The organism is Bisgaardia hudsonensis, from assembly GCF_004345785.1.
Classification (GTDB): Bacteria; Pseudomonadota; Gammaproteobacteria; order Enterobacterales; family Pasteurellaceae; genus Bisgaardia; species Bisgaardia hudsonensis.
In genome coordinates this window covers 48,434-72,291 of the sequence record NZ_SLXI01000004.1, presented here as the reverse complement: position 1 = coordinate 72,291, position 23,858 = coordinate 48,434, and the positions used below count along the sequence as shown (strand labels likewise).

The 23,858-nt window shown below is 33.6% G+C and carries 26 protein-coding genes; 4 read left to right on the top strand and 22 right to left on the bottom strand.

All coding sequences use genetic code 11. The features are described from left to right. Positions 1-147: 147 nt before the first annotated feature. From EV697_RS06365 to rplN, 18 genes are all read right to left on the bottom strand, one after another. The gene (locus EV697_RS06365; protein ID WP_132023820.1) at positions 148-3,282 is read right to left on the bottom strand and encodes a TonB-dependent hemoglobin/transferrin/lactoferrin family receptor; all 3,135 of its coding nucleotides are present in this window, start codon (positions 3,280-3,282) and stop codon (positions 148-150) included. Between the two features lie 472 nt (positions 3,283-3,754). Next, positions 3,755-4,147: a 50S ribosomal protein L17 gene (gene rplQ / locus EV697_RS06360; RefSeq protein ID WP_132023818.1), complete on the bottom strand. Its 393-nt coding sequence runs from the start codon at positions 4,145-4,147 to the stop codon at positions 3,755-3,757. Between the two features lie 41 nt (positions 4,148-4,188). Then, a complete protein-coding gene (locus EV697_RS06355; protein ID WP_132023817.1) occupies positions 4,189-5,172 on the bottom strand; it encodes a DNA-directed RNA polymerase subunit alpha in 984 nt (327 codons plus the stop codon). 28 nt (positions 5,173-5,200) lie between these two features. Continuing rightward, positions 5,201-5,821 carry a 30S ribosomal protein S4 gene (gene rpsD / locus EV697_RS06350; RefSeq protein ID WP_132023815.1) on the bottom strand — a complete coding sequence of 207 codons (621 nt, stop codon included), beginning with the start codon at positions 5,819-5,821 and terminating at the stop codon, positions 5,201-5,203. Between the two features lie 29 nt (positions 5,822-5,850). Continuing rightward, complete coding sequence (gene rpsK, locus EV697_RS06345; RefSeq protein WP_005543603.1) at positions 5,851-6,240, bottom strand: 30S ribosomal protein S11; 390 nt, start codon at positions 6,238-6,240, stop codon at positions 5,851-5,853. 16 nt (positions 6,241-6,256) lie between these two features. Beyond that, positions 6,257-6,613, bottom strand: a complete 357-nt coding sequence (rpsM, locus tag EV697_RS06340) for a 30S ribosomal protein S13 (protein WP_132023813.1) — start codon at positions 6,611-6,613, stop codon at positions 6,257-6,259. 137 nt (positions 6,614-6,750) lie between these two features. After that, a complete protein-coding gene (gene rpmJ / locus EV697_RS06335; RefSeq protein ID WP_005625868.1) occupies positions 6,751-6,864 on the bottom strand; it encodes a 50S ribosomal protein L36 in 114 nt (37 codons plus the stop codon). A 26-nt stretch (positions 6,865-6,890) separates the two neighbouring features. After that, a complete protein-coding gene (gene secY, locus EV697_RS06330) occupies positions 6,891-8,216 on the bottom strand; it encodes a preprotein translocase subunit SecY (protein WP_132023811.1) in 1,326 nt (441 codons plus the stop codon). A gap of 7 nt (positions 8,217-8,223) precedes the next feature. Continuing rightward, positions 8,224-8,658 carry a 50S ribosomal protein L15 gene (rplO, locus tag EV697_RS06325; protein WP_132023809.1) on the bottom strand — a complete coding sequence of 145 codons (435 nt, stop codon included), beginning with the start codon at positions 8,656-8,658 and terminating at the stop codon, positions 8,224-8,226. Between the two features lie 3 nt (positions 8,659-8,661). After that, entirely contained in the window at positions 8,662-8,841 is a 180-nt protein-coding gene (gene rpmD / locus EV697_RS06320; RefSeq protein WP_132023807.1) for a 50S ribosomal protein L30, read from the bottom strand. 6 nt (positions 8,842-8,847) lie between these two features. Next, positions 8,848-9,348 carry a 30S ribosomal protein S5 gene (rpsE, locus tag EV697_RS06315; protein ID WP_132023805.1) on the bottom strand — a complete coding sequence of 167 codons (501 nt, stop codon included), beginning with the start codon at positions 9,346-9,348 and terminating at the stop codon, positions 8,848-8,850. A gap of 15 nt (positions 9,349-9,363) precedes the next feature. Next, positions 9,364-9,717: a 50S ribosomal protein L18 gene (rplR, locus tag EV697_RS06310; protein WP_132023803.1), complete on the bottom strand. Its 354-nt coding sequence runs from the start codon at positions 9,715-9,717 to the stop codon at positions 9,364-9,366. Between the two features lie 13 nt (positions 9,718-9,730). Continuing rightward, a complete protein-coding gene (rplF, locus tag EV697_RS06305; protein WP_132023801.1) occupies positions 9,731-10,264 on the bottom strand; it encodes a 50S ribosomal protein L6 in 534 nt (177 codons plus the stop codon). Between the two features lie 15 nt (positions 10,265-10,279). Continuing rightward, positions 10,280-10,672 carry a 30S ribosomal protein S8 gene (gene rpsH, locus EV697_RS06300; protein ID WP_132023799.1) on the bottom strand — a complete coding sequence of 131 codons (393 nt, stop codon included), beginning with the start codon at positions 10,670-10,672 and terminating at the stop codon, positions 10,280-10,282. Positions 10,673-10,709: 37 nt separating this feature from the next. Then, positions 10,710-11,015 (bottom strand): 30S ribosomal protein S14, encoded by a 306-nt coding sequence (gene rpsN / locus EV697_RS06295; protein ID WP_132023797.1) that lies wholly within the window; start codon positions 11,013-11,015, stop codon positions 10,710-10,712. An 11-nt stretch (positions 11,016-11,026) separates the two neighbouring features. Beyond that, positions 11,027-11,566 carry a 50S ribosomal protein L5 gene (rplE, locus tag EV697_RS06290; protein WP_132023795.1) on the bottom strand — a complete coding sequence of 180 codons (540 nt, stop codon included), beginning with the start codon at positions 11,564-11,566 and terminating at the stop codon, positions 11,027-11,029. A gap of 17 nt (positions 11,567-11,583) precedes the next feature. Beyond that, entirely contained in the window at positions 11,584-11,895 is a 312-nt protein-coding gene (rplX, locus tag EV697_RS06285) for a 50S ribosomal protein L24 (RefSeq protein ID WP_132023793.1), read from the bottom strand. Positions 11,896-11,909: 14 nt separating this feature from the next. Beyond that, positions 11,910-12,281 carry a 50S ribosomal protein L14 gene (gene rplN / locus EV697_RS06280; RefSeq protein ID WP_132023791.1) on the bottom strand — a complete coding sequence of 124 codons (372 nt, stop codon included), beginning with the start codon at positions 12,279-12,281 and terminating at the stop codon, positions 11,910-11,912. 1,781 nt (positions 12,282-14,062) lie between these two features. On the opposite strand from rplN, the gene EV697_RS09830 reads away from it, so the two are divergent. Continuing rightward, positions 14,063-14,218 carry a hypothetical protein gene (locus tag EV697_RS09830; RefSeq protein WP_165906478.1) on the top strand — a complete coding sequence of 52 codons (156 nt, stop codon included), beginning with the start codon at positions 14,063-14,065 and terminating at the stop codon, positions 14,216-14,218. Between the two features lie 2,579 nt (positions 14,219-16,797). Here the strand turns inward: EV697_RS09830 and fbaA are convergent. The 3 genes from fbaA to EV697_RS06260 form a co-directional block, all read right to left on the bottom strand. Continuing rightward, complete coding sequence (gene fbaA / locus EV697_RS06270) at positions 16,798-17,877, bottom strand: class II fructose-bisphosphate aldolase (RefSeq protein WP_132023789.1); 1,080 nt, start codon at positions 17,875-17,877, stop codon at positions 16,798-16,800. A 70-nt stretch (positions 17,878-17,947) separates the two neighbouring features. Continuing rightward, on the bottom strand, positions 17,948-19,120 hold the full coding sequence (locus EV697_RS06265; RefSeq protein ID WP_132023787.1) for a phosphoglycerate kinase: 1,173 nt from the start codon (positions 19,118-19,120) through the stop codon (positions 17,948-17,950). 167 nt (positions 19,121-19,287) lie between these two features. Continuing rightward, a complete protein-coding gene (locus tag EV697_RS06260; protein ID WP_132023785.1) occupies positions 19,288-20,031 on the bottom strand; it encodes a ribonuclease T2 family protein in 744 nt (247 codons plus the stop codon). Positions 20,032-20,115: 84 nt separating this feature from the next. On the opposite strand from EV697_RS06260, the gene EV697_RS06255 reads away from it, so the two are divergent. Continuing rightward, entirely contained in the window at positions 20,116-20,376 is a 261-nt protein-coding gene (locus EV697_RS06255) for a YfhL family 4Fe-4S dicluster ferredoxin (RefSeq protein ID WP_132023783.1), read from the top strand. A 33-nt stretch (positions 20,377-20,409) separates the two neighbouring features. Here the strand turns inward: EV697_RS06255 and EV697_RS06250 are convergent, their stop codons facing one another. Further along, complete coding sequence (locus tag EV697_RS06250) at positions 20,410-21,495, bottom strand: TrmH family RNA methyltransferase (protein WP_132023781.1); 1,086 nt, start codon at positions 21,493-21,495, stop codon at positions 20,410-20,412. 174 nt (positions 21,496-21,669) lie between these two features. On the opposite strand from EV697_RS06250, the gene pssA reads away from it, so the two are divergent. Then, positions 21,670-23,040, top strand: coding sequence for a CDP-diacylglycerol--serine O-phosphatidyltransferase (gene pssA / locus EV697_RS06245; protein ID WP_132023779.1), 1,371 nt, complete (start codon positions 21,670-21,672; stop codon positions 23,038-23,040). Positions 23,041-23,073: 33 nt separating this feature from the next. Then, positions 23,074-23,811: a copper homeostasis protein CutC gene (locus EV697_RS06240; protein ID WP_132023777.1), complete on the top strand. Its 738-nt coding sequence runs from the start codon at positions 23,074-23,076 to the stop codon at positions 23,809-23,811. The last annotated feature ends 47 nt before the right edge of the window (positions 23,812-23,858 follow it).

Genomic DNA, 23,858 nt, shown 5'->3' with positions numbered 1-23,858 from the left:
AAAGAACTTAACTGAAAAGATAACGAGGATTATAACTGAAATCACTATAGATATTGACTATTTTTTCAATAAATTTATTAGTTTAAAAAAGGACTAATCAAATAAATGATCAGTCCTTAAATTTGCTAAAGAAAAATAATCAATTAACTAGAATATATATTCAACACTTAATCTAAAGTTTCTTCCTGGGGCATTAAAACGATTAATACCTAAACTATCTGATTTATTTACTCTATTTGTTGTACCAAAAGAACGAATAGAACGAGCTGAATCCCAAGTAATATATTTTTGATTAGTAATATTATAAGCACCAAATCTTAAAGTTAAATTTTTGATTGGACGATAATAACCAATAAAATCTAAAGTCGTATAACGATTACTTAACCAATGTGCAGAAGAATCATCAACAGTTTTACCATTTATAGGATCACCTAGTTGTTGTTCATTTCTCCAGAACATATTATAAGTATCTTTTGCTTTTTTAGAAGACACTTGTTTCACATAAATATCTGCACCATATTTATCATCTGGGCTTGCATAACCTATACTATAAATAGATGTAGTTGGTTGAATTGCATTCATTGATACATAACCATCTTTATCTGTAAATACCTTACTTTTCTGTTTAGTAAATTTCCAACCTAATGTAAATCCAGATAATCTATCACTAATATCCCCTAAAGATAAAAGAGAATTGATTTCAAAACCTTTAACACTTGCCTTTTGTCGATTAACATTCTGGTAGATATCAAAATCTAATGCACTTTTTGAAGTGATACTTAATCTTTGAACTCCCAAGTATTGAAGATCTAAGAAATCTTTATAATCAGATCTAAACCCGCTAATAGTGATAAAACTATTATTTTTATGGAAAGTAAACGCTATTTCCTGTGTTTTAGCTATTTCTGGTTTTAAATCTACATTTGGCTTGATTGTGAAATCAGGATGTTTAAAAGTAAAATATAACTCTTCATGGGTCGGAGCTCTAAAACCTTTTGAGTATTTAGCCTGAATTCTTAAATAATCCGAAGGATCAAGATTTAAACCGAATGCATAAGAACTATGAGTAAATTTTTTAGGTTGAGAAAAATAGGTTATATTTCTATCTGCATTTGTATCATTTTCTTCTTTTTTTGCTTTCCATTCAGCCAATACTTTTTGATATAAAGGATTATTAGAATCATAATTATACTCAGCTCTATATGGGCTAGGTGCATATTTATCAATCTGGTTTAATGGTATAAATAATCCTTCAACCATACCATCAGGAATTTTTGGACTTACGCCAGTAATATAATTTGGTTTATATTTAATTCGATCATATCTATAGCCTAAATCAAATCCAACTTTATCACTAAATCTAATTTCATTAGCAATATATAAAGCCCCTTCTTTACTTTTTACTGGGATTAAGAAAGAAGTTTCCTCTTCTACTCTAGGGCACTTTAACGCATTTCCGGCATCGCCATACTCAGCACAATCTTTAACATAAGTATCTGCCCACCATTGAGGATTCGTTGCATCATATCCTTGTCTATTAACCATTCTTTTTTCTGTTTCTTTATACATACCACCATAAGATAAAGAATGTTCAGTATGTTTTATTTGTAAATATTTTTGAAAATCCAAATTAACTTGCTTAGTATCTGTATCTAAATCTCTTTCTTTCCAATCTCTCTCTAAATATCCTTTAGCTCCTGGTACAATAATTTTTATATCATTTGTTTCAGTTTCAACATTCTTACCTAAGTAGCTACTGTAGAATTCATTTTTTGCAATAATTTTTTTATATTTTTTACCTCTGTATTCTTTATTTTCAACATAAAGATTATGAGTCTGTCTTTCTGTTATCCAATTATAATTATTGTCAAAACCATCCTTGTCGACATCAAAACTAATTTTATCTTTTGTTAAATCAATTTCTTTTTTAATATACAATAAATTATCTATATCAAGATGTTTAGAATTGATAGCTTTAGGCTCATAGTAAGCCGTTACACTACCAGAACAATCATACACAGAACAATCAAACAAATATTCATTTACTGATTTTGAATCATATCCAGTATTATGTAATTCCTCATTACTATCTTGGAGTTTAGTTCCTCTACTTGTTCCTATAATATCGAACTCTTTAGCATATTTATCTACAACTTTTGCACCAGAGATCTTTAAACCAAGTGGATTTGATACATCCTGACATTTATCCCCTCGACAATATTCTTCAGTTCTTGCTCGGTTTTTAATTTTTTGATTAGAATAGGTTACTTTCACACTATCCCAAAAAGGAGTCTGTGTAAAATTTTCAAATGTAAATGCAAAGTTCTTTCTTGTTGATATATCGTGGGTATATCTTTGCCCGACAATATCAACAAAGTTATCTTGCCCATATTGAGAAATTGCTTTTGGCGTTAAAGTATACGAATAATCATGCCCTTTAGATTCATTAGTATAACCATCAAAAGTAAAACTCAATCTATTTTCTTCATTTGGTTGAAAGCCTATTTTGATTAAGGTACTTTCTTTTTGAATATGATAGGGATCAGCTTTTTCTCTTTCTTTGCCAAATATATTTCTATCATAATTATCATAACCAAAATTTTGTAATTCATGCTGATTTCTATGAGTATAAATAGCAAGAAGATCAAAATATTTATAACGTCCAGCAAAAGTATGAGAATGAAAAGCTTGCTCATCTGCACTTGAAAGACCACCTTTTATGCTATAAAAAGAATCTTTATCAAGTAAGAAATCCCTTGCATCTTTAGTTTCAAACATTACTGAACCACCTAATGCACCAGAGCCAACTTTAACTGAATTAGCGCCTTTATTAATTTTCACTTGCTTAAGTGTTTCAATTTCGACTCCATTTCTTCTATTATTAAAATTACCATACCCTTCAAAAAGCTCTTTAAAACCTTGTGAAGAAAGTGCTTCCGCTTGATGTAGTCCATCGATAGTAATTGCCACGCGGTTTTCATCTACACCACGAATAGCATAACCACTTGCACCAAATCGACCCGTTTCAACAACAGTTACGCCTGTTTCATAACGAACAAGATCACGAGTATCTTGCACCTGCTGACGCTTTAATAACTCTGAGGTTTTAACTGTTTCAGCAACTTTTTTATTTCTAATATTTTCTAATTGCTGTTGAGCACTCACTGAAATAGTTTCCAATTCTGTCATTTTTTCAATTTCAGCTTGAATGAAACCTGAATAACTAAATAAGGCTAAAGTAATTGAAGAGAGCTTTAGTATTTTTTTATCTATAATTAACATAATAGTCCTTGAATACAAATTGAAACCCTAAATTTAAACTAACACAATTTACTTCAGCTAAATATTACAGAGTAATTAAGCCAGTTTTATATGAAAAGTACTAAGGTAAAATTACCAAATCTATTTAAAAAATTCAGAATTAAAATAAATAAAATTTCATATCAGCTTAAATATAATTGATAACTATTACCAATTATATTTAAAGTATCTATATTTTTCAATAAAATTATCTTAAAGAGGAATAACTAGAAATAAGATATTTTATCTTCTAGTAGAAAGGAGCTATTGCGATGATAAATATATAAATAATAAAATTTATTATTTGGAGGTTTTAATTTTATAACATTTCTATTAGAGAATCTAAATTTAGAAATTAATCGTAACTAATAATAAGTGAGTAAATTTTTATTTATTACAAAAAATATAAGGCCCACAAAATTAACTGTGGGCCTTATATTCTACTAATAATAAATTATTCCGCAGCTACAACTTCTTCTGCTGGTTTTTCTGGACGATCAACCAACTCAATATAAGCCATTGGGGCATTATCCCCAGAACGGAAACCACATTTCAATATGCGAGTATAACCACCCGCACGTTGAGCAAAACGTGGACCTAATTCATTAAATAATTTAGCAACAGTTTCAGTGTTGCGAATACGAGCAAAAGATAAACGACGATTTGCAACGCTGTCTTCTTTTGCTAATGTGATTAACGGCTCAACTACACGGCGTAATTCTTTCGCTTTTGGCAAAGTAGTCTTAATAATCTCGTGACTAACTAATGCACTTACCATATTACGGAACATCGCTTGGCGATGGCTACTATTACGGTTTAGTTGACGTCCACTCTTACGATGGCGCATGACCTTATCCTTCTCAGAAAAATCTTTAACCTATGACCAAACTAGTCTTCAGCAATACTTGCTGGTGGCCAATTTTCAAGGCGCATACCAAGTGATAAGCCGCGAGAAGCTAAAACATCTTTTATCTCAGTAAGAGATTTCTTACCAAGATTAGGCGTTTTTAATAACTCAACTTCTGTACGCTGTACTAAATCACCGATATAGTGAATTGTTTCTGCTTTCAAACAGTTAGCAGAACGAACTGTCAACTCTAAGTCATCAACAGGACGTAGCAGAATTGGATCGAATTCTGGCTTCTCTTCCTTAACTTCTGGTTGACGAACATCTCGCAAATCAACGAATGCATCAAGTTGCTCTGCTAAAATTGTTGCTGCACGGCGAATAGCCTCTTCCGGTTCAATAGTACCGTTTGTTTCCAGTTCCACAACTAACTTATCTAAGTCAGTTCTTTGTTCTACACGTGCTGCTTCTACATTATAAGCAATACGATCAACTGGACTATAACAAGCATCTACCAATAAACGACCAATAGGTCTATCTTCATCTTGAACTCTAGATGATGCTGGAACATATCCTCTACCACGTTGAACACGAATTCGCATACTGATAGATGCATTCTCGTCCGTCAAATGACAGATGACATGATCCGGATTCACTATCTCGACATCACCATCATGGATAATGTCGGCTGCAACAACAGGGCCAATTCCAGATTTGTTTAGAGTCAGAAAAACATCATCTTTATTCTGAACTTTAACCGCTAGACCTTTTAAGTTTAGAAGGACTTCAATAATATCTTCTTGAACACCTTCTTTACTACTATATTCATGCAATACACCGTCAATTTCTACTTCAGTCACTGCACAACCAGGCATAGAAGATAGAAGTATTCGACGCAATGCATTACCTAGAGTGTGACCAAAACCACGCTCTAACGGCTCTAATATCACCTTAGCATGAGTTGAACTAATTTGTTCAATATCAACTAAACGTGGCTTTAAAAATTCTGTAACAGAACCCTGCATTTTATCCTCTCTTTGCTACGAAGCTCTATTATTTAGAATAAAGCTCAACGATCAGATGTTCGTTAATGTCTGCTGATAAATCAGAACGTTCAGGAACACGTTTGAACACACCTTCCATTTTAGAACTGTCGATTTCTAACCAAGTTGGTTTTTCTCTTTGTTCTGCTAATTCCAAAGATGCCTTAATTCTAGCTTGTTTTTTAGATTTCTCACGAACAGCTACAACATCATCTACTGAAACTTGGAAAGATGGGATATTAACTACACGACCATTTACGACAATCGCCTTATGACTCACCAATTGGCGAGCTTCAGCACGAGTTGCAGCAAAGCCCATGCGATAAACAACGTTATCCAATCGACCTTCTAATAATACTAATAAGTTCTCACCAGTATTACCTTTTAAACGATTTGCCTCTTTATAATAATTACGGAATTGACGCTCTAAAATACCATAGATACGACGAACTTTTTGTTTTTCACGTAACTGATTACCATAATCTGATAAACGAGGCTTTCTTGCACCATGTTGACCAGGTGCTGTATCTAACTTACACTTTGTTTCAATCGCGCGTACACCTGACTTAAGAAATAAATCAGTACCTTCACGACGGCTTAGCTTGAGTTTAGGACCCAAATATCTTGCCATTTTCTTTCTCCAACTATCCTAGTACGCCATTAAACACGACGTTTTTTCGGTGGACGACAACCATTATGAGGAATCGGAGTCACATCAGTAATGTTCGTGATACGAAACCCTGCCGCATTTAATGCGCGGATTGTAGATTCACGACCAGGACCCGGTCCCTTAACCATAACTTCCAAGTTCTTTAAGCCAAACTCTTTTACAATTTCGGCACAACGTTCTGCTGCAACTTGAGCAGCGAAAGGTGTAGATTTACGAGAACCTCGGAAACCTGAACCACCGGCTGTTGCCCATGCTAAAGCATTACCTTGACGATCAGTAATGGTAACGATTGTATTATTGAAAGACGCGTGAATATGAGCTACGCCATCTACAACTTGTTTTTTTACACGTTTACGTGCACGAACTGGTGTTTTTGCCATTTAAATTTACCCCGACTTATTTCTTGATCGGCTTACGTGGACCCTTACGGGTACGCGCATTTGTTTTAGTACGTTGACCATGTACTGGTAAGCTACGACGATGACGTAAACCACGATAACAACCCAAATCTAATAGGCGTTTAATGTTAAGTGTTACTTCACGGCGTAAATCACCTTCAACGGTAAATTTACCAACTTCGTCACGCAGTTTATCTATCTGCTCTTCAGACAATTCTCTGATCTTAACATCTTCAGCAATACCCGCCGCAGCACAAATAGCTTTTGAACGAGTTTTACCTACTCCATAAATTGCTGTTAAAGCAATAACTGTGTGTTTATGATCAGGAATGTTAATGCCTGCAATACGGGCCACTATGCACTCCTATTTTTAACTAATTTGATATACTGATCTTGAAAAGCCCGTTTCAGGATACTCAAACAGTATATCAAGGACATAAATGAGTTGAGCATTATATATGCTCAACTGGTTCTTTGCAAGAAAAATATATATTAACCTTGACGTTGTTTGTGTTTCGGATCACTGCACAGAACGCGTACAACACCTTCACGTTTCACAATTTTACAGTTACGACACATTTTCTTTACTGAAGCACGAACTTTCATTGCTCATCCCTTTTATCTAATAGACACTACTGTCCAAAACCTTTAAGGTTTGCTTTTTTCAACGCAGATTCATATTTAGTTGACATTAAATGACTTTGAACCTGAACGATGAAATCCATAATTACTACTACAACAATCAACAAAGAAGTTCCGCCAAAATAAAACTGTACGTTCCAAGCTGATGTCATAATATAAGGAACTAAACATACGAAGGTAACATATAATCCGCCAACTAATGTTAAACGAGTCATAATTTTATCTATATATCGTGATGTTTGTTCACCTGGTCTAATTCCTGGTATAAATGCACCAGATTTTTTCAAATTATCTGCTGTATCACGAGGATTATATTGCATTGCAGTATAGAAAAAGCTAAAGAAAATAATAGCAGCAGCATAAACAATTAAATATAAAGGTTGACCAGGATGTAATAATATCGATAGATCTGTCAACCACTCCAAACTAGAGTTTTGACCAAACCAAGACGTTAATGTCGCTGGGAAAAGAATAATACTAGATGCAAAAATAGCAGGAATAACACCAGCCATATTTACTTTTAATGGTAAATGACTAGAATGACCACCTACGATTTGACGCCCTTGTTGACGTTTAGCATATTCAACCTTTATTCTTCGCTGCCCTCTTTCTATAAATACTACAAAATAAGTAACTGCAAATACAATAACGGCAATTAATAAGAGAACTAATAGATGCATTTGTCCTTGACGAGCTTGCTCAATTGTTTGTCCTACTGCTGCTGGAAGTCCAGCCACGATACCAGCAAAAATAATTAAAGAAATACCATTACCAATACCGCGCTCAGTAATTTGTTCACCGAGCCACATTAAAAACATGGTTCCAGTAACCAAACTAATCACAGCAGTAAAGTAAAATCCAAAGCCTAAATTAGGAACTAATCCTGGTAGCATATTAGGCAAACCAGTAGATATTCCTATTGCTTGGATAGTAGCGAGCACTAAGGTTGAATAACGAGTATATTTACTAATTTTTCGACGCCCAGCCTCACCTTCTTTCTTTAACTCAGCCAAAGCAGGATGAACTGTTGCTAATAATTGAATGATAATAGATGCCGAAATATACGGCATTATTCCCAAAGCAAAAATAGATGCTCGGCTTAATGCACCACCAGAGAACATGTTAAACATATCAATGATGGTGCCTTTTTGCTGTTCAAGTAATTGAGCTAATATAGCTGCATCAATACCAGGAACCGGAATGAAAGAACCAATACGGAAAACGATAAGTGCCCCTAAAACAAATAGTAATCTGCTTTTAAGTTCACCTGTACCGCTTTGAGTACTTCTACTTTGATAACCTGGTTGCTTAGCCATTTATTAATTATTCCTCAATTGAACCACCAGCAGCTTCAATAGCTGCTTTTGCACCTTTAGTTACACCTAAACCTTTAACAGTTATTGCAGTGTCAATTTTGCCAGCAAGAATAACTTTTGCATATTGAATACCATTACTCAAAATATCTGCTGCTTTTAATGCTTCTAAAGTTACAACGTTTCCTTCAATTTTAGTTAAATCATCTAAACGAATTTCAGCTGTTACAGCTGATTTCATTGATGTAAAACCAAATTTTGGTAAACGACGATATAAAGGCATTTGTCCACCCTCAAAACCACGACGAACTCCGCCGCCTGTTCTTGATTTCTGACCCTTATGCCCTCTACCACCTGTCTTTCCTAAACCTGAACCAATACCACGACCTAAGCGCTTTTTGCTATGTTTAGAGCCTTCAGCCGGAGATAGAGTATTTAAACGCATATCTTACTCCTCCACTTTAACCATATATGAAACTTGGTTAATCATACCACGTACAGACGGAGTATCAATTAACTCCACAGTATGATTAGTATGGCGAAGACCAAGACCACGTAGTGTAGCTTTATGCTTCGGTAAACGAGCGATAGAACTACGTACTTGTGTTACTTTTATAGTTTTTGCCATATTTTATTACCCCAAAATTTCATCAACGGTTTTACCACGTTTTGCGGCAACCATATCTGGTGATTTCATATTTGCTAATGCATCAATAGTTGCACGAACAACGTTTATTGGGTTAGTAGAACCATATGCTTTAGAAAGAACATTACGAACACCTGCAACTTCTAATACTGCACGCATAGCACCACCTGCGATGATACCCGTACCTTCACTAGCTGGCTGCATAAAGACTCTAGAACCTGTATGAGCACCTTTAATTGGATGTTGCAATGTACCTTCATTTAAAGCTACATTAATCATATTGCGACGTGCTTTTTCCATCGCTTTTTGGATCGCTGCTGGAACTTCGCGAGCTTTACCATAACCAAAACCAACACGGCCATTACCATCGCCTACTACTGTTAAAGCAGTAAAACTCATAATACGACCACCTTTTACGGTTTTTGATACACGGTTTACCGCGATAAGCTTCTCTTGCAGTTCACCAGCTTGCTTTTCGATGTTTGCCATCTAAAATTACCTCTATTAGAACTGTAGACCAGCTTCACGGGCAGCGTCCGCTAAAGATTGGACACGACCATGATATTTAAAACCAGAACGATCGAAAGATACATCTTTAATACCTTTCTCTAATGCTCTTTCAGCAATAATTTTACCAACTACTGCTGCAGCATCTTTATTTCCAGTATACTTAACTTGCTCACTAATTGCTTTTTCAACTGTGGAAGCAGCAGCAAGCACTTCAGAACCGTTCGGTGCAATAACCTGTGCATAAATATGACGAGGAGTACGGTGAATAACTAAACGCGTTACTTGTTGTTCTCTCATCATATGACGTACACGAGTTGCACGACGGATACGAGCTGATTTCTTATCCATAGTGTTACCTTAATTATTTCTTCTTAGCCTCTTTTGTACGTACAACTTCATCAGAATAACGTACACCCTTACCTTTATAAGGTTCAGGACGGCGATAAGCACGAATATCTGCAGCCACTTGGCCAATTACTTGTTTGTCTGCACCTTTTAAAACAATCTCTGTTTGGGTTGGACATTCAGCTGTAATACCTGCAGGTAATATATGCTCAACAGGGTGTGAAAAACCTAAACTCAAAGCAACAGCGTTGCCTTTCACTTGAGCTCTATAGCCAACACCCACCAATTGTAACTTCTTAGTGAAGCCTTCAGTAACACCGATAACCATCGCATTAACTAACGCACGAGCTGTACCCGATTGCGCATTAGCTTCAGCCATTCCCTCACGAGGAGAAAATGTCAATTCATTATTATCTTGTTTAACTTCAACTGAGTTATGAATAGTACGAGATAACTCACCATTCTTACCTTTAACTGTTAGTAGCTGACCATCAAGTTTTACCTCAACGCCGGCAGGGATACTAACAGGTGCTTTTGCAACACGAGACATTATCCTACCTCTCTATTAAGCTACGTAACAAATAACTTCACCGCCTAAACCCGCTTGACGAGCGGCACGGTCAGTCATTATACCTTTAGATGTAGAAATAACTGCAACACCTAATCCACCCATTACTTTTGGTAATTCATCTTTACGTTTATAAATACGTAAACCTGGGCGACTTACTCGTTGAATGCTTTCTACAACTGGTTTTCCTTGAAAATATTTTAACGTTATTTCCAACTCAGGCTTAGCGCCTTCTAATACTTTAACGCTGTCAATATAACCTTCTTCTGCTAAGACATTGGCAATTGCCACTTTTAGCTTGGATGAAGGCATACTGATCGCTACTTTATTTGCAGCTTGACCGTTACGAATACGAGTCAACATATCTGCAATAGGATCTTGCATACTCATAGTGCTTTTACTCCGATTCCAAAATTAAAGTGGTTCATTACCAACTTGCTTTCTTAAGACCAGGGACTTCGCCACGCATTGCTGCTTCACGAAGTTTAATACGGCTTAAGCCAAACTTACGTAGTACGCCGTGAGGACGACCAGTTTGACGGCAACGGTTACGTTGACGGCTAGGGCTTGAATCACGTGGTAATGTTTGCAATTTTAATACAGCATTCCAACGATCTTCGCCTGAAGAATTTTCATCAGAAATAATCTTCTTTAACTCTACACGTTTCGCATAGAATTTTTCAGCCAATTTTACGCGTTTTACATCGCGTGCTTTCATTGATTGTTTAGCCATTATAACCTGCCTTACTTACGGAATGGGAAATTAAAGGCAGCTAATAGAGCTTGACCTTCTTCATCGCTCTTCGCTGTAGTTGTGATTGTAATATCTAAACCACGAACTCTATCAACTTTATCATAGTCAATTTCAGGGAAGATGATTTGCTCACGCACACCCATACTGTAGTTACCGCGACCATCAAATGATTTTGCACTTAAACCGCGAAAATCACGAATACGTGGTACAGCAATTGTAATTAAACGTTCTAAGAACTCCCACATACGCTCACCACGTAGTGTCACTTTACAACCAATTGGATATCCTTGACGGATTTTAAAGCCTGCAACAGATTTGCGAGCTTTGGTTATTAAAGGTTTTTGACCGCTTATAGCTGTTAGATCTGCTACTGCATTATCTAATAGTTTTTTGTCGGTCAATGCTTCACCCACACCCATATTTAGGGTAATCTTTTCGATTCGTGGGACTTGCATGACAGATGAGTAGCTGAATTTAGATTTCAATTCATTCACTACTTGATCTCTGTAGTAATCATGCAGTTTCGCCATCGCATTACTCCAGTTTGTTAAATGATTTCATTATTAGATTTGAAGAAACGAACTTTTTTGCCGTCTTCAATTCTAAAACCTACACGGTCAGCTTTATTTGTTTTTGGGTTAAAGATAGCAACATTTGACGAATCAATTGGCGCTTCTTTTTTCACTAAACCACCTTCTTTTCCTAATGCAGGAACAGGTTTTTCATGTTTAGTAATAATGTTTACACCTTCAACAAGAACTTTACCGTTTGATAACACTTTCGTTACCTTACCACGTTTGCCTTTGCTTTTACCAGCAAGAACAATTACTTCATCATTTTGACGAATTTTTGCAGCCATTTCTCACTTCTCCCTTACAGTACTTCTGGTGCCAAAGAAATGATCTTCATAAACTTCTCTGAACGAAGCTCACGAGTCACAGGTCCAAAAATACGAGTACCGATTGGTTGCTCTGTATTATTGTTTAAGATAACACAAGCATTGCCATCGAAGCGAATGACTGATCCATCTGGGCGACGAACACCCTTTCTGGTGCGCACAACAACTGCTTTCAATACATCACCTTTTTTAACTTTACCACGAGGAATCGCTTCCTTTACAGTAATTTTGATGATGTCACCAATAGCAGCGTAACGACGGTGCGATCCACCGAGAACCTTGATACACATTACACTGCGAGCGCCTGAGTTATCAGCTACGTCGAGCATAGTCTGTTCTTGGATCATCTTAGTACTCCGCTAAAATTAATAACACCCTTTCGGGACGAACCTATTTACCTAATGTAAATAGATTGCGAATTATACCATTATTTATCTATATAGGGCAATAGCTTTATACTAGAATATTATTGGATAGCATAAACATGTAAAATTATTACCTCAAAGTTGCTTAAATAAATTCTTAAACACGTTTATATTTTCCGGTTTAGTAACTCATCATTTGCTTAAATATTAGATAGTTATAGTAAAATACCTTTATCTTCTGCAGAATCGAAACAACGCATAGCTGTAACAACATAAAATATGTACTTATAATTTACTAAATTTCTAATTAAAACTATCTGTTTTTTATTAGCGTTCTTCTAATTCAAATGGAGTTATTTTTAAACTTAATAAAGTATCTCCTATTTTAGCAATACTACATCAACAAATGTTTCGTCATAGGTTATTATATGTTTTAAATCTTCTTTATTCACTTTAATGCTATTCACTTCAGCTTTGATGTAATATCCAACATTAATAATATTCAATCTCAAAAGTATGACAAAATAAAAATAAAAATAAAAATAAAAATAAAAATAAAAATAAAAATAAAAATAAAAATAAAAATAAAAATAAAAATAAAAATAAACGTACTCTAAAATAAGGTTAATTACATTTAAAATCCATAAATGGTAATAAATCAGATTTTTGGCTACAATAACAGCTTTTATATCATAATTTACAACGTCTACAACAATAAATACTATCTCCTTATACAATATATCGGATATTTTCCCTTCATTTACTATCCTCATACTCCATAGTGAATCATTCATATAAAAAGTAAATAATGTATTCCATTAAAGTAATATCCTTTGTCGCTAAAGCACTAAAGATAAAATATTTTACTAGAATATGTAAATTCAATGCTGACTAAAGAATAATAAATATCTAGTATTCTTAATCAAAATCAATACTGCTAACATATAAGGCTATAGATTCGATATATTACATAAAAAAATAATTCCATAAATATTTTTCTAATAAAACTCATAATATAGAAAATATGCTTTATTATTAATGTATAAATTAGAGTAGAATCACACTTACTCAATGCTTTTATATAATTTATAACTAGGATTACTCAAACAATAACAAACAATTATTCTTCCACCTTTTGACAAACAAATAAGTCATTAATAAAGAATCATGTTTTTCTATTATCAATATTAATTTATTCTATTTCTATAATGGTCAACGACGTATTGATTTTCCTTATTCAAACAGTGCAGGATAATAGAATTGCCACAATCATCATGTATTCTAAAGATAATAGAAAAACATCAGATATAACAAAAACTCCTAATACCTCATCATTAGAAAATGTGGTATTTAAAATTGACTATGACCAGCAGTCTGGGCGTTCAAATGATGTGCTTACTGATGTTCCGTGAAGACGTTGAACTTACTGTAGTGAAGACATGGGGGAAGTACGCGGCATAAGTAGATTCCTTTACATTGCTTCAATGACTTCATAACTCGATCTAAGCCTTCTCAAGGCTCATCTATTTATGTGACATTATCAAGTACTAAACATGTGTTTTAGCATCAAATCCAAAAGGTGAATCAACCAATAACTATATGAAACTCAACAATCATACTGATTAATCAATGGACTAATCTTTATCTTTCAGATGCACGAGATCCTCAACGCATTGTTGAAATTGGAAATAGTCTTTATCCAACAAGAAATTACTAATACAAAAAACTCAGGTATACCTCCTTCCTTAGGATATAGGGAAGGAATGTTATTTGCTACCTTTGAAAATGACGGCAATATAGGTATTAAAAATTTAAGTGAATATATTCCACTAATAGATGAAAAAACAACAGACTGGAAATTAAAAGATAAAAGACCAGAGGTGATTGAAAAAATTAAAGTGTTACCACACTTAAATTAAGAACAAAAGACTGGCTCTCATAAAAAATACAGCGTTCAAATAACTATGCCATCGTTCAACCTAATGCACTAAATAGAGAAATACCGCAGGTCAAATAAAAAATGACTACATTGAATAATTAAATTTTTGACCAAGCCAGACCCGTTCTCCTTCCCTCTAAAATTCGCCTACTAAATAACACTCTCCAAGAAAGTAGTTCCTTAACATCAACTAATAATATAACCTTTCTTGATTATTTAGCCATACAATCATTAATGAACAATCTGGGTTATGTCGATTAAAATTAGATAAAAGATTGGATTTTTCAAAATACATAAATAGAGTAAAACAACTTCGTTCATATGATACTAATATTATTCATAGTAATTACAATACTCTATTTGTGGAATACTATTCTACATTAAAAAATGAAAAACAATATCCAACTACCACTTTAGAAGCTAATACCAAATTAACATCTAATACGAAAACGGGACTTTTTTAATACGACAAACAAAATACATATAATCACAAAACTATAGGGTTGAGAACAAAATACACCAATGAAAAAAAATTAATTATCCGTTTAAAAAAATGAAATATTAATACTTTATCGAATCGCAAAAAATATGGATGTTTATGTGAATCATGCAAGAATTTTTGATTTTTGATATAGATAATAAATTAACTATTAGTCCGTTTATAAATACTTAAATTTTACATTCTTTGCAGAACACAACTTGATTAAGATGCTATAATTAATCAATATATTACATTTAGCAATGTAATGGTGGCATTAATGTGAAATACAAACTTATGGATATTACATTAAAGATTCACTCAAGCATTACCCTAACAAAAGATAATTTGACGATATCCCAAACTAATTACAAGAAAAACCAGCATAAGGTAAAATCAAATCATATAGTGAACAGTTTAAATATTAGACTTAAAAACAATTTACTAATTCTCCTTCAATTGAAGTAAGAGTTCAATTGCAAAAATGTGGTTCCGTAGCTTCTAATATAAACATGAAGATTAACTTTGGCTATCTTTTCTAATCAATCATAACTAAAAAGGGATTATCAAAGAGCAAGCGGTTTCTAAGAATTGAATTGTTATTTCAACAAGGATTGATTTCGTTATTATATTGGATTCAGTCCCTTTAGTTTTAAAGTATCTACTGTATCGTAGTAGCGAGCATAATCATATTTTACTCGTTCCCCGTCTTCAATTTTAACAAAATTACGTTTATAAAAACATTTTATTTTTAATCCTCCAACAAGTCTTCATCACATCATATCCAATCAAAGATAGAAATAATAAATTTTACGTCCTACTATTTTACTTTAAACTTAGGAATATCGACTACTCATTTAGGGAACTGTTCCATTGCTCTAACATCCTATTAGATAAAGTTTTTTTCAACCTTACAATCTCTAACTTTATAATACTCAAATTTCCTTTTTCAAGTGAACTGCTCAACTCATTAATTAAATTAATGTTGTATTCGTTTTACCTCTTTAAACAAAGCTGCTACTCAATGAAAACTATAATTTCCATCTTGTTTTAATTTATCGAACTTATTACTTTCTTTGTGCTTCTTTATCTACTTTGAATTTAAAACAATAAAAGAATATACAACAAGACGAGCTAGCCATCCCAAGTTAAATGCTCAGGGAATAATCTGCTTTTCAAAAATCGAATTCCGTCTTTCTCCTTATCGCTTTCAATTGAAATTCTTTCAACTTTATTTAAACCAGCGCCCTCCGCACATAAATTTAATAATTTAAGTTCTCTCACTTCTATATGATTAGTCAATTTTAGAGATATTTTAACATATTTGATTCACTCTTCGACGAGCATTAGATTGAAGTAATAGTCCATTTATGCCTTCTCTATCAAAGAGATTAAACTATTTTTTATTAAAATAAACACAATACGTTTTCTTGATATATGAGACAACAAGCAGTAAAAAAGGCGATATAGAAACCTTACTCAACCAAAATCAGAGCCCCAAATATTAAAAATCACTTTGATGAAAAAATTGAAAAATCAGTGATAAAATTCCCATTAAATCATCTCTCTTATAGACAAGTAAAATTAAATAATTAGCTGTGTAAACAAGAGATATTAGTATTAGATATAATGTTTTTTCTATTTGGCTACGTCATAATCTTGCTAACTTTAAATAACGTTTAGTAACCCTAACAAAGAAATGACAGAGAAAAGGACTATCTTAACAGAACAACAAACTCGAGATCTAAAACTTAAGTAAAGAAAACAATATTACTAATAGTGCAATTAATACGGTATCCCTACCACGAACACAGGATACTTTCTATGTAAGTATCCAAGAAGAAGTAAAATAGATTCATACTAACCTAGACAAATAACAAACTTACTTAGATTGGTAGTTAATCTATCGTAACTATCATTGAATCCTTCAAGGAAAAATTGATGTTAAAGAACACTGATAGATATATTACTTGATAGAAAACAAATTTGAGCATAGAGTAACCTATGCTCAATAATCCGACATGCTCCTGTTTTAAATGAAAGCCTGTCAGATTAAGATTGCTCCTCTACATCTTAATTAATTATAATACATCAATACAGTTTAAGTCTTGGAACGATTTTTCTAAACGCTTAGACATAGACTCTTCTGATTTACGTAACCAAACACGTGGATCATAGAATTTTTTATTTGGTGAATCAGGACCTTCAGGGTTACCTAATTGACCTTGAAGATAAGCTTCATTAGCTTTATAGAAGTTTAAAATACCTTCCCATGCAGCCCATTGCGTATCAGTATCAATATTCATTTTCACTGCACCATAGCTAATTGCTTCGCGAATTTCTTCTGTTGAAGAACCAGAACCACCGTGGAATACAAAGTCTAATGATTTAGCTGGAAGATTACGTTCTTTAGACACAAACTCTTGTGAAGCACCTAAAATTGATGGTTTTAATTTTACATTACCCGGTTTATAAACACCATGTACGTTACCAAATGCAGCAGCAATAGTGAAGCGAGGGCTTACTGGATTTAACTGGTCATACACATAAAGTACATCTTCTGGTTGAGTATATAATTTAGATTCATCAACATCTGAGTTATCTACACCATCTTCTTCACCACCAGTGATACCAATTTCAATCTCTAATGTCATACCAATTTTTGACATACGAGCTAAATATTCACGACAAATTGCCATATTTTCTTGCATTGGCTCTTCGGAAAGATCAAGCATATGAGATGAGAATAAAGGACGACCAGTTTCAGCAAAATGTTTTTCACCTGCTTCTAATAATCCATCAATCCAAGGCAATAATTTCTTAGCCGCGTGGTCAGTATGAAGAATTACAGGCACACCATATTCTTCGGCTAATGTGTGGACGTGTTTTGCACCAGCGATGGCACCTAAAACATCAGGGCGAATACCACTTGTTGGTTTAATTCCTTTACCTGCATAGAATTGTGAACCACCATTTGAAAATTGAACAATTACTGGTGAGTTTACACGAGCAGCTGTTTCCAATACGGTATTTACACTATCAGTACCAACACAGTTTACCGCAGGAATTGCGAAGTTATTTGCTTTTGCATAAGCAAAAACTTTTTGAATATCATCTCCATATAGAACGCCTGGTTTTACGATGTCTAATAATTTTGCCATTTTTAATTTCCTATTTGTTGTTTAAACAATATATTAAGTACGAATTTTTCGTCCTTACATAATTCATTAATTATCCGTTAGCACGTTTCTCTAAAATTTCTACGGCTGGCAATACTTTGCCTTCAACAAACTCTAAGAATGCTCCACCGCCTGTTGAAATATAAGAAATTTTATCTTTGATACCAAATAGATCAATTGCAGCTAATGTATCGCCACCACCTGCAATAGAGAATGCACCATTCGCTGTTGCTTCCGCAATAGCATTGGCCACAATTTCAGTCCCTTTGCGGAAATTAGGGAACTCAAATACACCAACTGGTCCATTCCAAAGAATCGTTTTTGAATTACGAATAATCTCTGCCAATTCTTCTGCTGATTTATCCCCAATATCAAAAATAGATTCATCTGCTTGAACCTCTGAAACCGCTTTTTCAGTAGCAACTGCAGTTTCACTAAATTCAAGACCAACTCGAACATCTACTGGAACTGGAATATTCGTTACTTTAGACAAGCGTTGTGCTTCAGGAATTAAATCAGCTTCATAAAGCGACTTACCTACATTATGTCCCTGTGAAGCGACAAAAGTATTTGCAATTCCACCTCCAACAATTAATAAATCAGCAATTTTAGAAAGGGAATCCAATACAGTTAATTTAGTTGAAACCTTTGAACCACCAACGATTGCAAGCATTGGGCGTTGTGGCTCTTTTAATGCTTTACCTAATGCATCAAGTTCAGCTGCCAATAAAGGACCTGCACAAGCAATAGGAGCATATTCTGCAACCCCATGGGTTGAACCTTGTGCACGGTGAGCAGTACCAAAGGCATCCATTACAAACACATCGCAAAGTGCTGCATATTTTTTAGCTAATTCAGGATCATTTTTCTTTTCGCCTTTATTCACGCGAACATTTTCAAGTACCACAATTTCACCTTGATTAACCTCAACACCTTCAAGGTAATCACGTACTAAACGGACAGGGACATCTAACACTTCATTTAAATAATCAACAACAGGTTGTAACGAATCTTTTTCTTCAAATACCCCTTCTGTTGGACGCCCTAAATGAGAGGTGACCATTACTTTAGCCCCTTTCTCTAAAGCTAATTTTAATGTTGGAATAGTTGCACGAATACGTGCATCTGATGTAACCGTACCATCTTTTATTGGCACATTAAGATCTGCACGAATAAAAACACGTTTACCTGTTAAATCTAAGTCGGCCATTTTGATTACTGACATAATTTACCCTCTATTATTAATATATTAGTTAAAATCCTATAAATATAGTTGCATTATACTCATATATCATTATGTTGTAACTGGTTTAGATCAATTTCTATTTACAAATATTCCATCGATAAACTTATTCATTTACCAAAATCACTACACAAATCTATAATATTATATTAACGAGCGGGACAATCCATTACCTTCCAGTCTAACCCATAACAAATAAACAACTCATTGTGGCTCGCACCTAAATGATGATTTTTTAATTGAGGATTATTTTTCTTTAACCAAGAAAAAAGTGCATTACGAGAACCTAAATCTTCTGCTGGTAACACTAAAGTGCGGTATAATTCACGCTGTTTTTCAAAATATTGCTCTGCTTTCTCAAATGCACAAGCACCATGTTTCTCCCATTCCCCTTGTAACAAATTAGGACTTGGACTTTCAGATAAATATTTTTTCATAATATTGGCATCAACCATTGGCAAATCCCCCTGACAAAAGCGAGGATGCTCAGATACACTTTTTGCAAATTGATTCTGTGGCCATAAACCATGAATAATCCAACCAAAGTGTTTACCTTGTCCACATTGAGCCTCTAAAGAATTAGGTAAATTATTTCCAAAACGTTTTATTTGTGATTCACAAAAACCAGGAGACCAAGAAAGTGCCAAAGTATAATAATGCGTTTCTCCCGCTTTATTCTGACCAATAGGATCATTACGCATATTATAATCATAGTTACCAACTAAATCTTGACTAACTTGTTTAGGCATGGATTGAATATTACTATGCTGAGAGGTATTCTTAGACTCTTTTTTGGAAGACGTATTATTATCAGAAAGGTATTGCCATCCCATAAAACCAAGCAAGATAATCATTGATAATACGCTTGATAACGTAAATTTATTTTTTTTCATAGTAATCCTATTTTATTTTCTTATTTGATTTTAAATAAGTATTCTTTATAATCTCCGATTTCATATAATAATCAGAGGTAAATTATGGCACTTTTAATTACAGATAAATGTACAAATTGCGATATGTGCCTACCTGAATGTCCGAATGATGCCATCTCAATTGGTGATGAAATTTATGTTATCGATCCTATTCTTTGCACAGAATGTATCGGTCATTATGATACACCCACTTGCCAAAAAGTTTGCCCAATAAGTAATTGTATAAAACAAGATCCTTTGCATATTGAAACAGAAGAGCAATTATGGGAACGCTTTGTATTAATTCATCATCCAGACCAGCTCTAACAACATCTATTAACACTATAATAAAAAGCAAGTCTAACTTTCTAATGACCATTTCGATAATAAAACACCTGCAGCCACTGAAATATTTAGCCCGTGCTTTAATGGATTAGCATAAGATAAATGTACCCTATCATCTCCTTTTTTAAACAGACTATCCGTAGATATCTCACTCAAAATAAAAACAACTTTTGATTTTAAGGATAATTTATCAAAAGAGCTCACAGATTTATCTGTTGTTAAATGAATAACTTGATAACCTAAAGAACGTAATTTTTCTAGTGCTGTTTCAGTATTTACTATCTGTAATGGATGAATATATTCCATTCCGCCTTCTGCAACCCTCATTGCCGACGCTGAATTCAATAATTCAACATCATCAATAATAACACCACTTATTCCATAAAAGGCACAAGTACGCATAATACCGCCAATATTATGAGAATTACGGACGCCCTCAAGTAAAAGCAAACAATTTTTTTTACGAGGAATATCTAAATAACCATCTAATGTAAAAGGGTGGCGTTTTTTCACTAACATACAAATACCACCATGATGGGTCGTTCCACTGACTAAATTTAATTCTTGAGAATCAACCACATGATAAGCTTTTTTATTGGTCGCAAGATAACTAAACATATCACCAATACGATGAGCCATTTCTACGGTAGCCCAAACTCGCACGATACTTTCTGGACGCTTTTGAAATAATGTTAAACAAGCATTCTCGCCATATACTTTCATCTCTTCTGAGCGATTTTTCTTAATTTTTTCTGGAGCCCGAGGTGATAAAGGTCCAGTCTTTTTAACATAAGATTGATTATTATCACTATGACTTTTAACTATAACCTTAACTCGTCCCGTTCCACTTGCATTTTCCATTAAGCTCTCTGTAACTTGTAATTCCTTTTTCACTGGTTGATATTTTTGAGAGTTTTGATCGGATTTATAAGTATTTCTACGTTTATTAGACGGTGTTGCTGATGAAAAATTTCTATGATTTTCTTTTTGAGATTGCTCAGAAAAATGCGATCTTTTTGGAGATTGTTTATCCCCGACAGAACGCTCATTAAAAGATTTTTGATTATCTGTTTTTTGAAAACTTGTCTTTTTTGTATTCATTTTATAGCCATTTATATGTGTATAAGTAATAAAATAGCGGAAAAATAACCGCTCTTTATTAAAAGTTACACGCATTATAACGAAAATACACCTTTTTTCTACCAAGTTACGGGGTAAATATTGTAAACTACTACAATAATGGCTCTTGTAGAGTAAAAATATAGAGAACAAACTATGTCTATTGAGAAAAACACACAAGCACAGCAATTTTTAAAAAGTTTGCCATATTTTCCATTACAAGCTAAGCAAATAGAATTCATTTGCACTTCAACAGGCTTTAAAAAACAAATTATTGAATTGATTCGCCAAGCAAAATCTCGTATTTATATGACTCTTCTCTATTGGCAAAATGATGAAGCTGGTCAAGAAATTTTAGATGAGATATATCATGCAAAAATAAACACGCCTTCTCTCGATGTAAAAATATTTGTTGATTGGCATCGAGCACAACGTAATTTATTGGGTGCAGAAAAAAACGCTGAAACTAATGCAGATTGGTATTATGAACAACGTAACAAATTGAATGAATTGAGTGGTGAAAATATCTTTTTTGGTGTACCTATTAATACCAGGGAAATATTTGGAGTATTACATATTAAAGGTTTTGTATTTGATGATACTGTACTTTACAGTGGCGCAAGTATCAACAATGTCTATTTAAATCAAAACAATAAATATCGTTTTGATCGCTATCATAAAATTACCCATCCCGCCCTTGCTGAAAGTATGAGTAACTTTATTATTGAGTACTTATTTAACTCAGATGTTGTGCGACCATTAGATAATCAAATCAGAACTAAGACCAAAGAAATACGTTCAAATATTCGTGCATTTCGTAAATATTTAGCGAATAATGCAACCTATTCTGTTAATAATGCAATAACAGAAAAAGAACAACTAAGCATTTCACCATTGTTTGGTTTATCTAATAAAAATAATCAATTAAACACAGTCATAGAGAATTTGTTCGACTCTGTTCAAGAAAAACTTACAATTTGTACTCCTTATTTTAATTTTCCAAATAAATTGCAACAAAGTCTTGCTAACCTACTTGAATCAGGAAAAAAAGTAGAAATTATTGTTGGAGATAAAATAGCTAATGATTTTTATGTTTCGCCTTCTGAACCTTTTAAAATGGCAAGTGCCTTACCTTATTTATATGAAAGTAATTTACGTGCATTTAGTGAAAAATTTGATGCACAGATAAAACAACAACAATTAATAATTAGAACTTGGAAAGATGTAGATAATACTTATCACTTAAAAGGTGTGTGGGTTGATAACCATTATATATTACTCACAGGAAATAATCTTAATCCTCGAGCATGGCGACTAGATGCAGAAAATGGTTTATTCATTTATGATCCAAAACAAGAATTATTACAACCTGTCAACGAAGAGCTAGAAGCTATTCGGAAAAATACGGTTATTTTAGGTTGTTATACCGAAATAGAAGAATTATCACAATACCCAGAACCAGTTCAAAAATTATTGAAGAAATTTTCAAGATTAAAAGCCGATAAATTGGTAAAAATGATTTTGTAATAAAATAATAGAATAAACTTTAATTACTCAAAAATGAAAATCGAAGTTTGTATCGACAACATAGAGTCTTTATTCATTGCTCAACAAGCAGGAGCAGATCGTATTGAGCTTTGTGGTTCATTAGCGCTGGGTGGTGTTACCCCACCTTATTCACTCATTGAAAGTGCGGTCAAAAATTCCACTATTCCGATTAACCTAATGATTCGTCCTCGAGCTGGAGATTTTCTATTTAATCAATATGAAATAGATATGATGATTGCAGACATACAAATGGGCAAATCTTTAGGTGTAAGCGGAGTAGTAATTGGTACATTAACAAAAAATGCCGAAATAGATCTTGCTATATTAGAAAAGCTTATTGATTCTGCGTATAATCTAGACATCACCTTTCATCGAGCCTTTGATCTTTGTAAAAATCCCCATGTTGCATTAGAACAATTAATTCAATCAAGTTGTAAACGAATACTTACATCAGGACAAGCAAACAACGCCTATTCAGGTAGAGAAATGATTACTGCTCTTGTAAAACAAGCCGATAACCGTATTAGTATTATGGCAGGAGCAGGAATAAATATTAAAAATGCCCAATCTCTAGCTGTAGCAACAAACGTTCAAGAACTCCACCTTTCCGGCACGACTTATCGAAAGAGTTTAATGAAATGGCAATCTAATGCCGTAATGGGAAAAAATCAACATCAGGATCAACAAATAAACATCACCGATTTCAATAAAATTCAGCAAATAGTTCAATTATTTACACCGCACTTTTAGCACTTCTTATAAAAATCTATTACAATAGTAAAAATTCTTGTTAATAA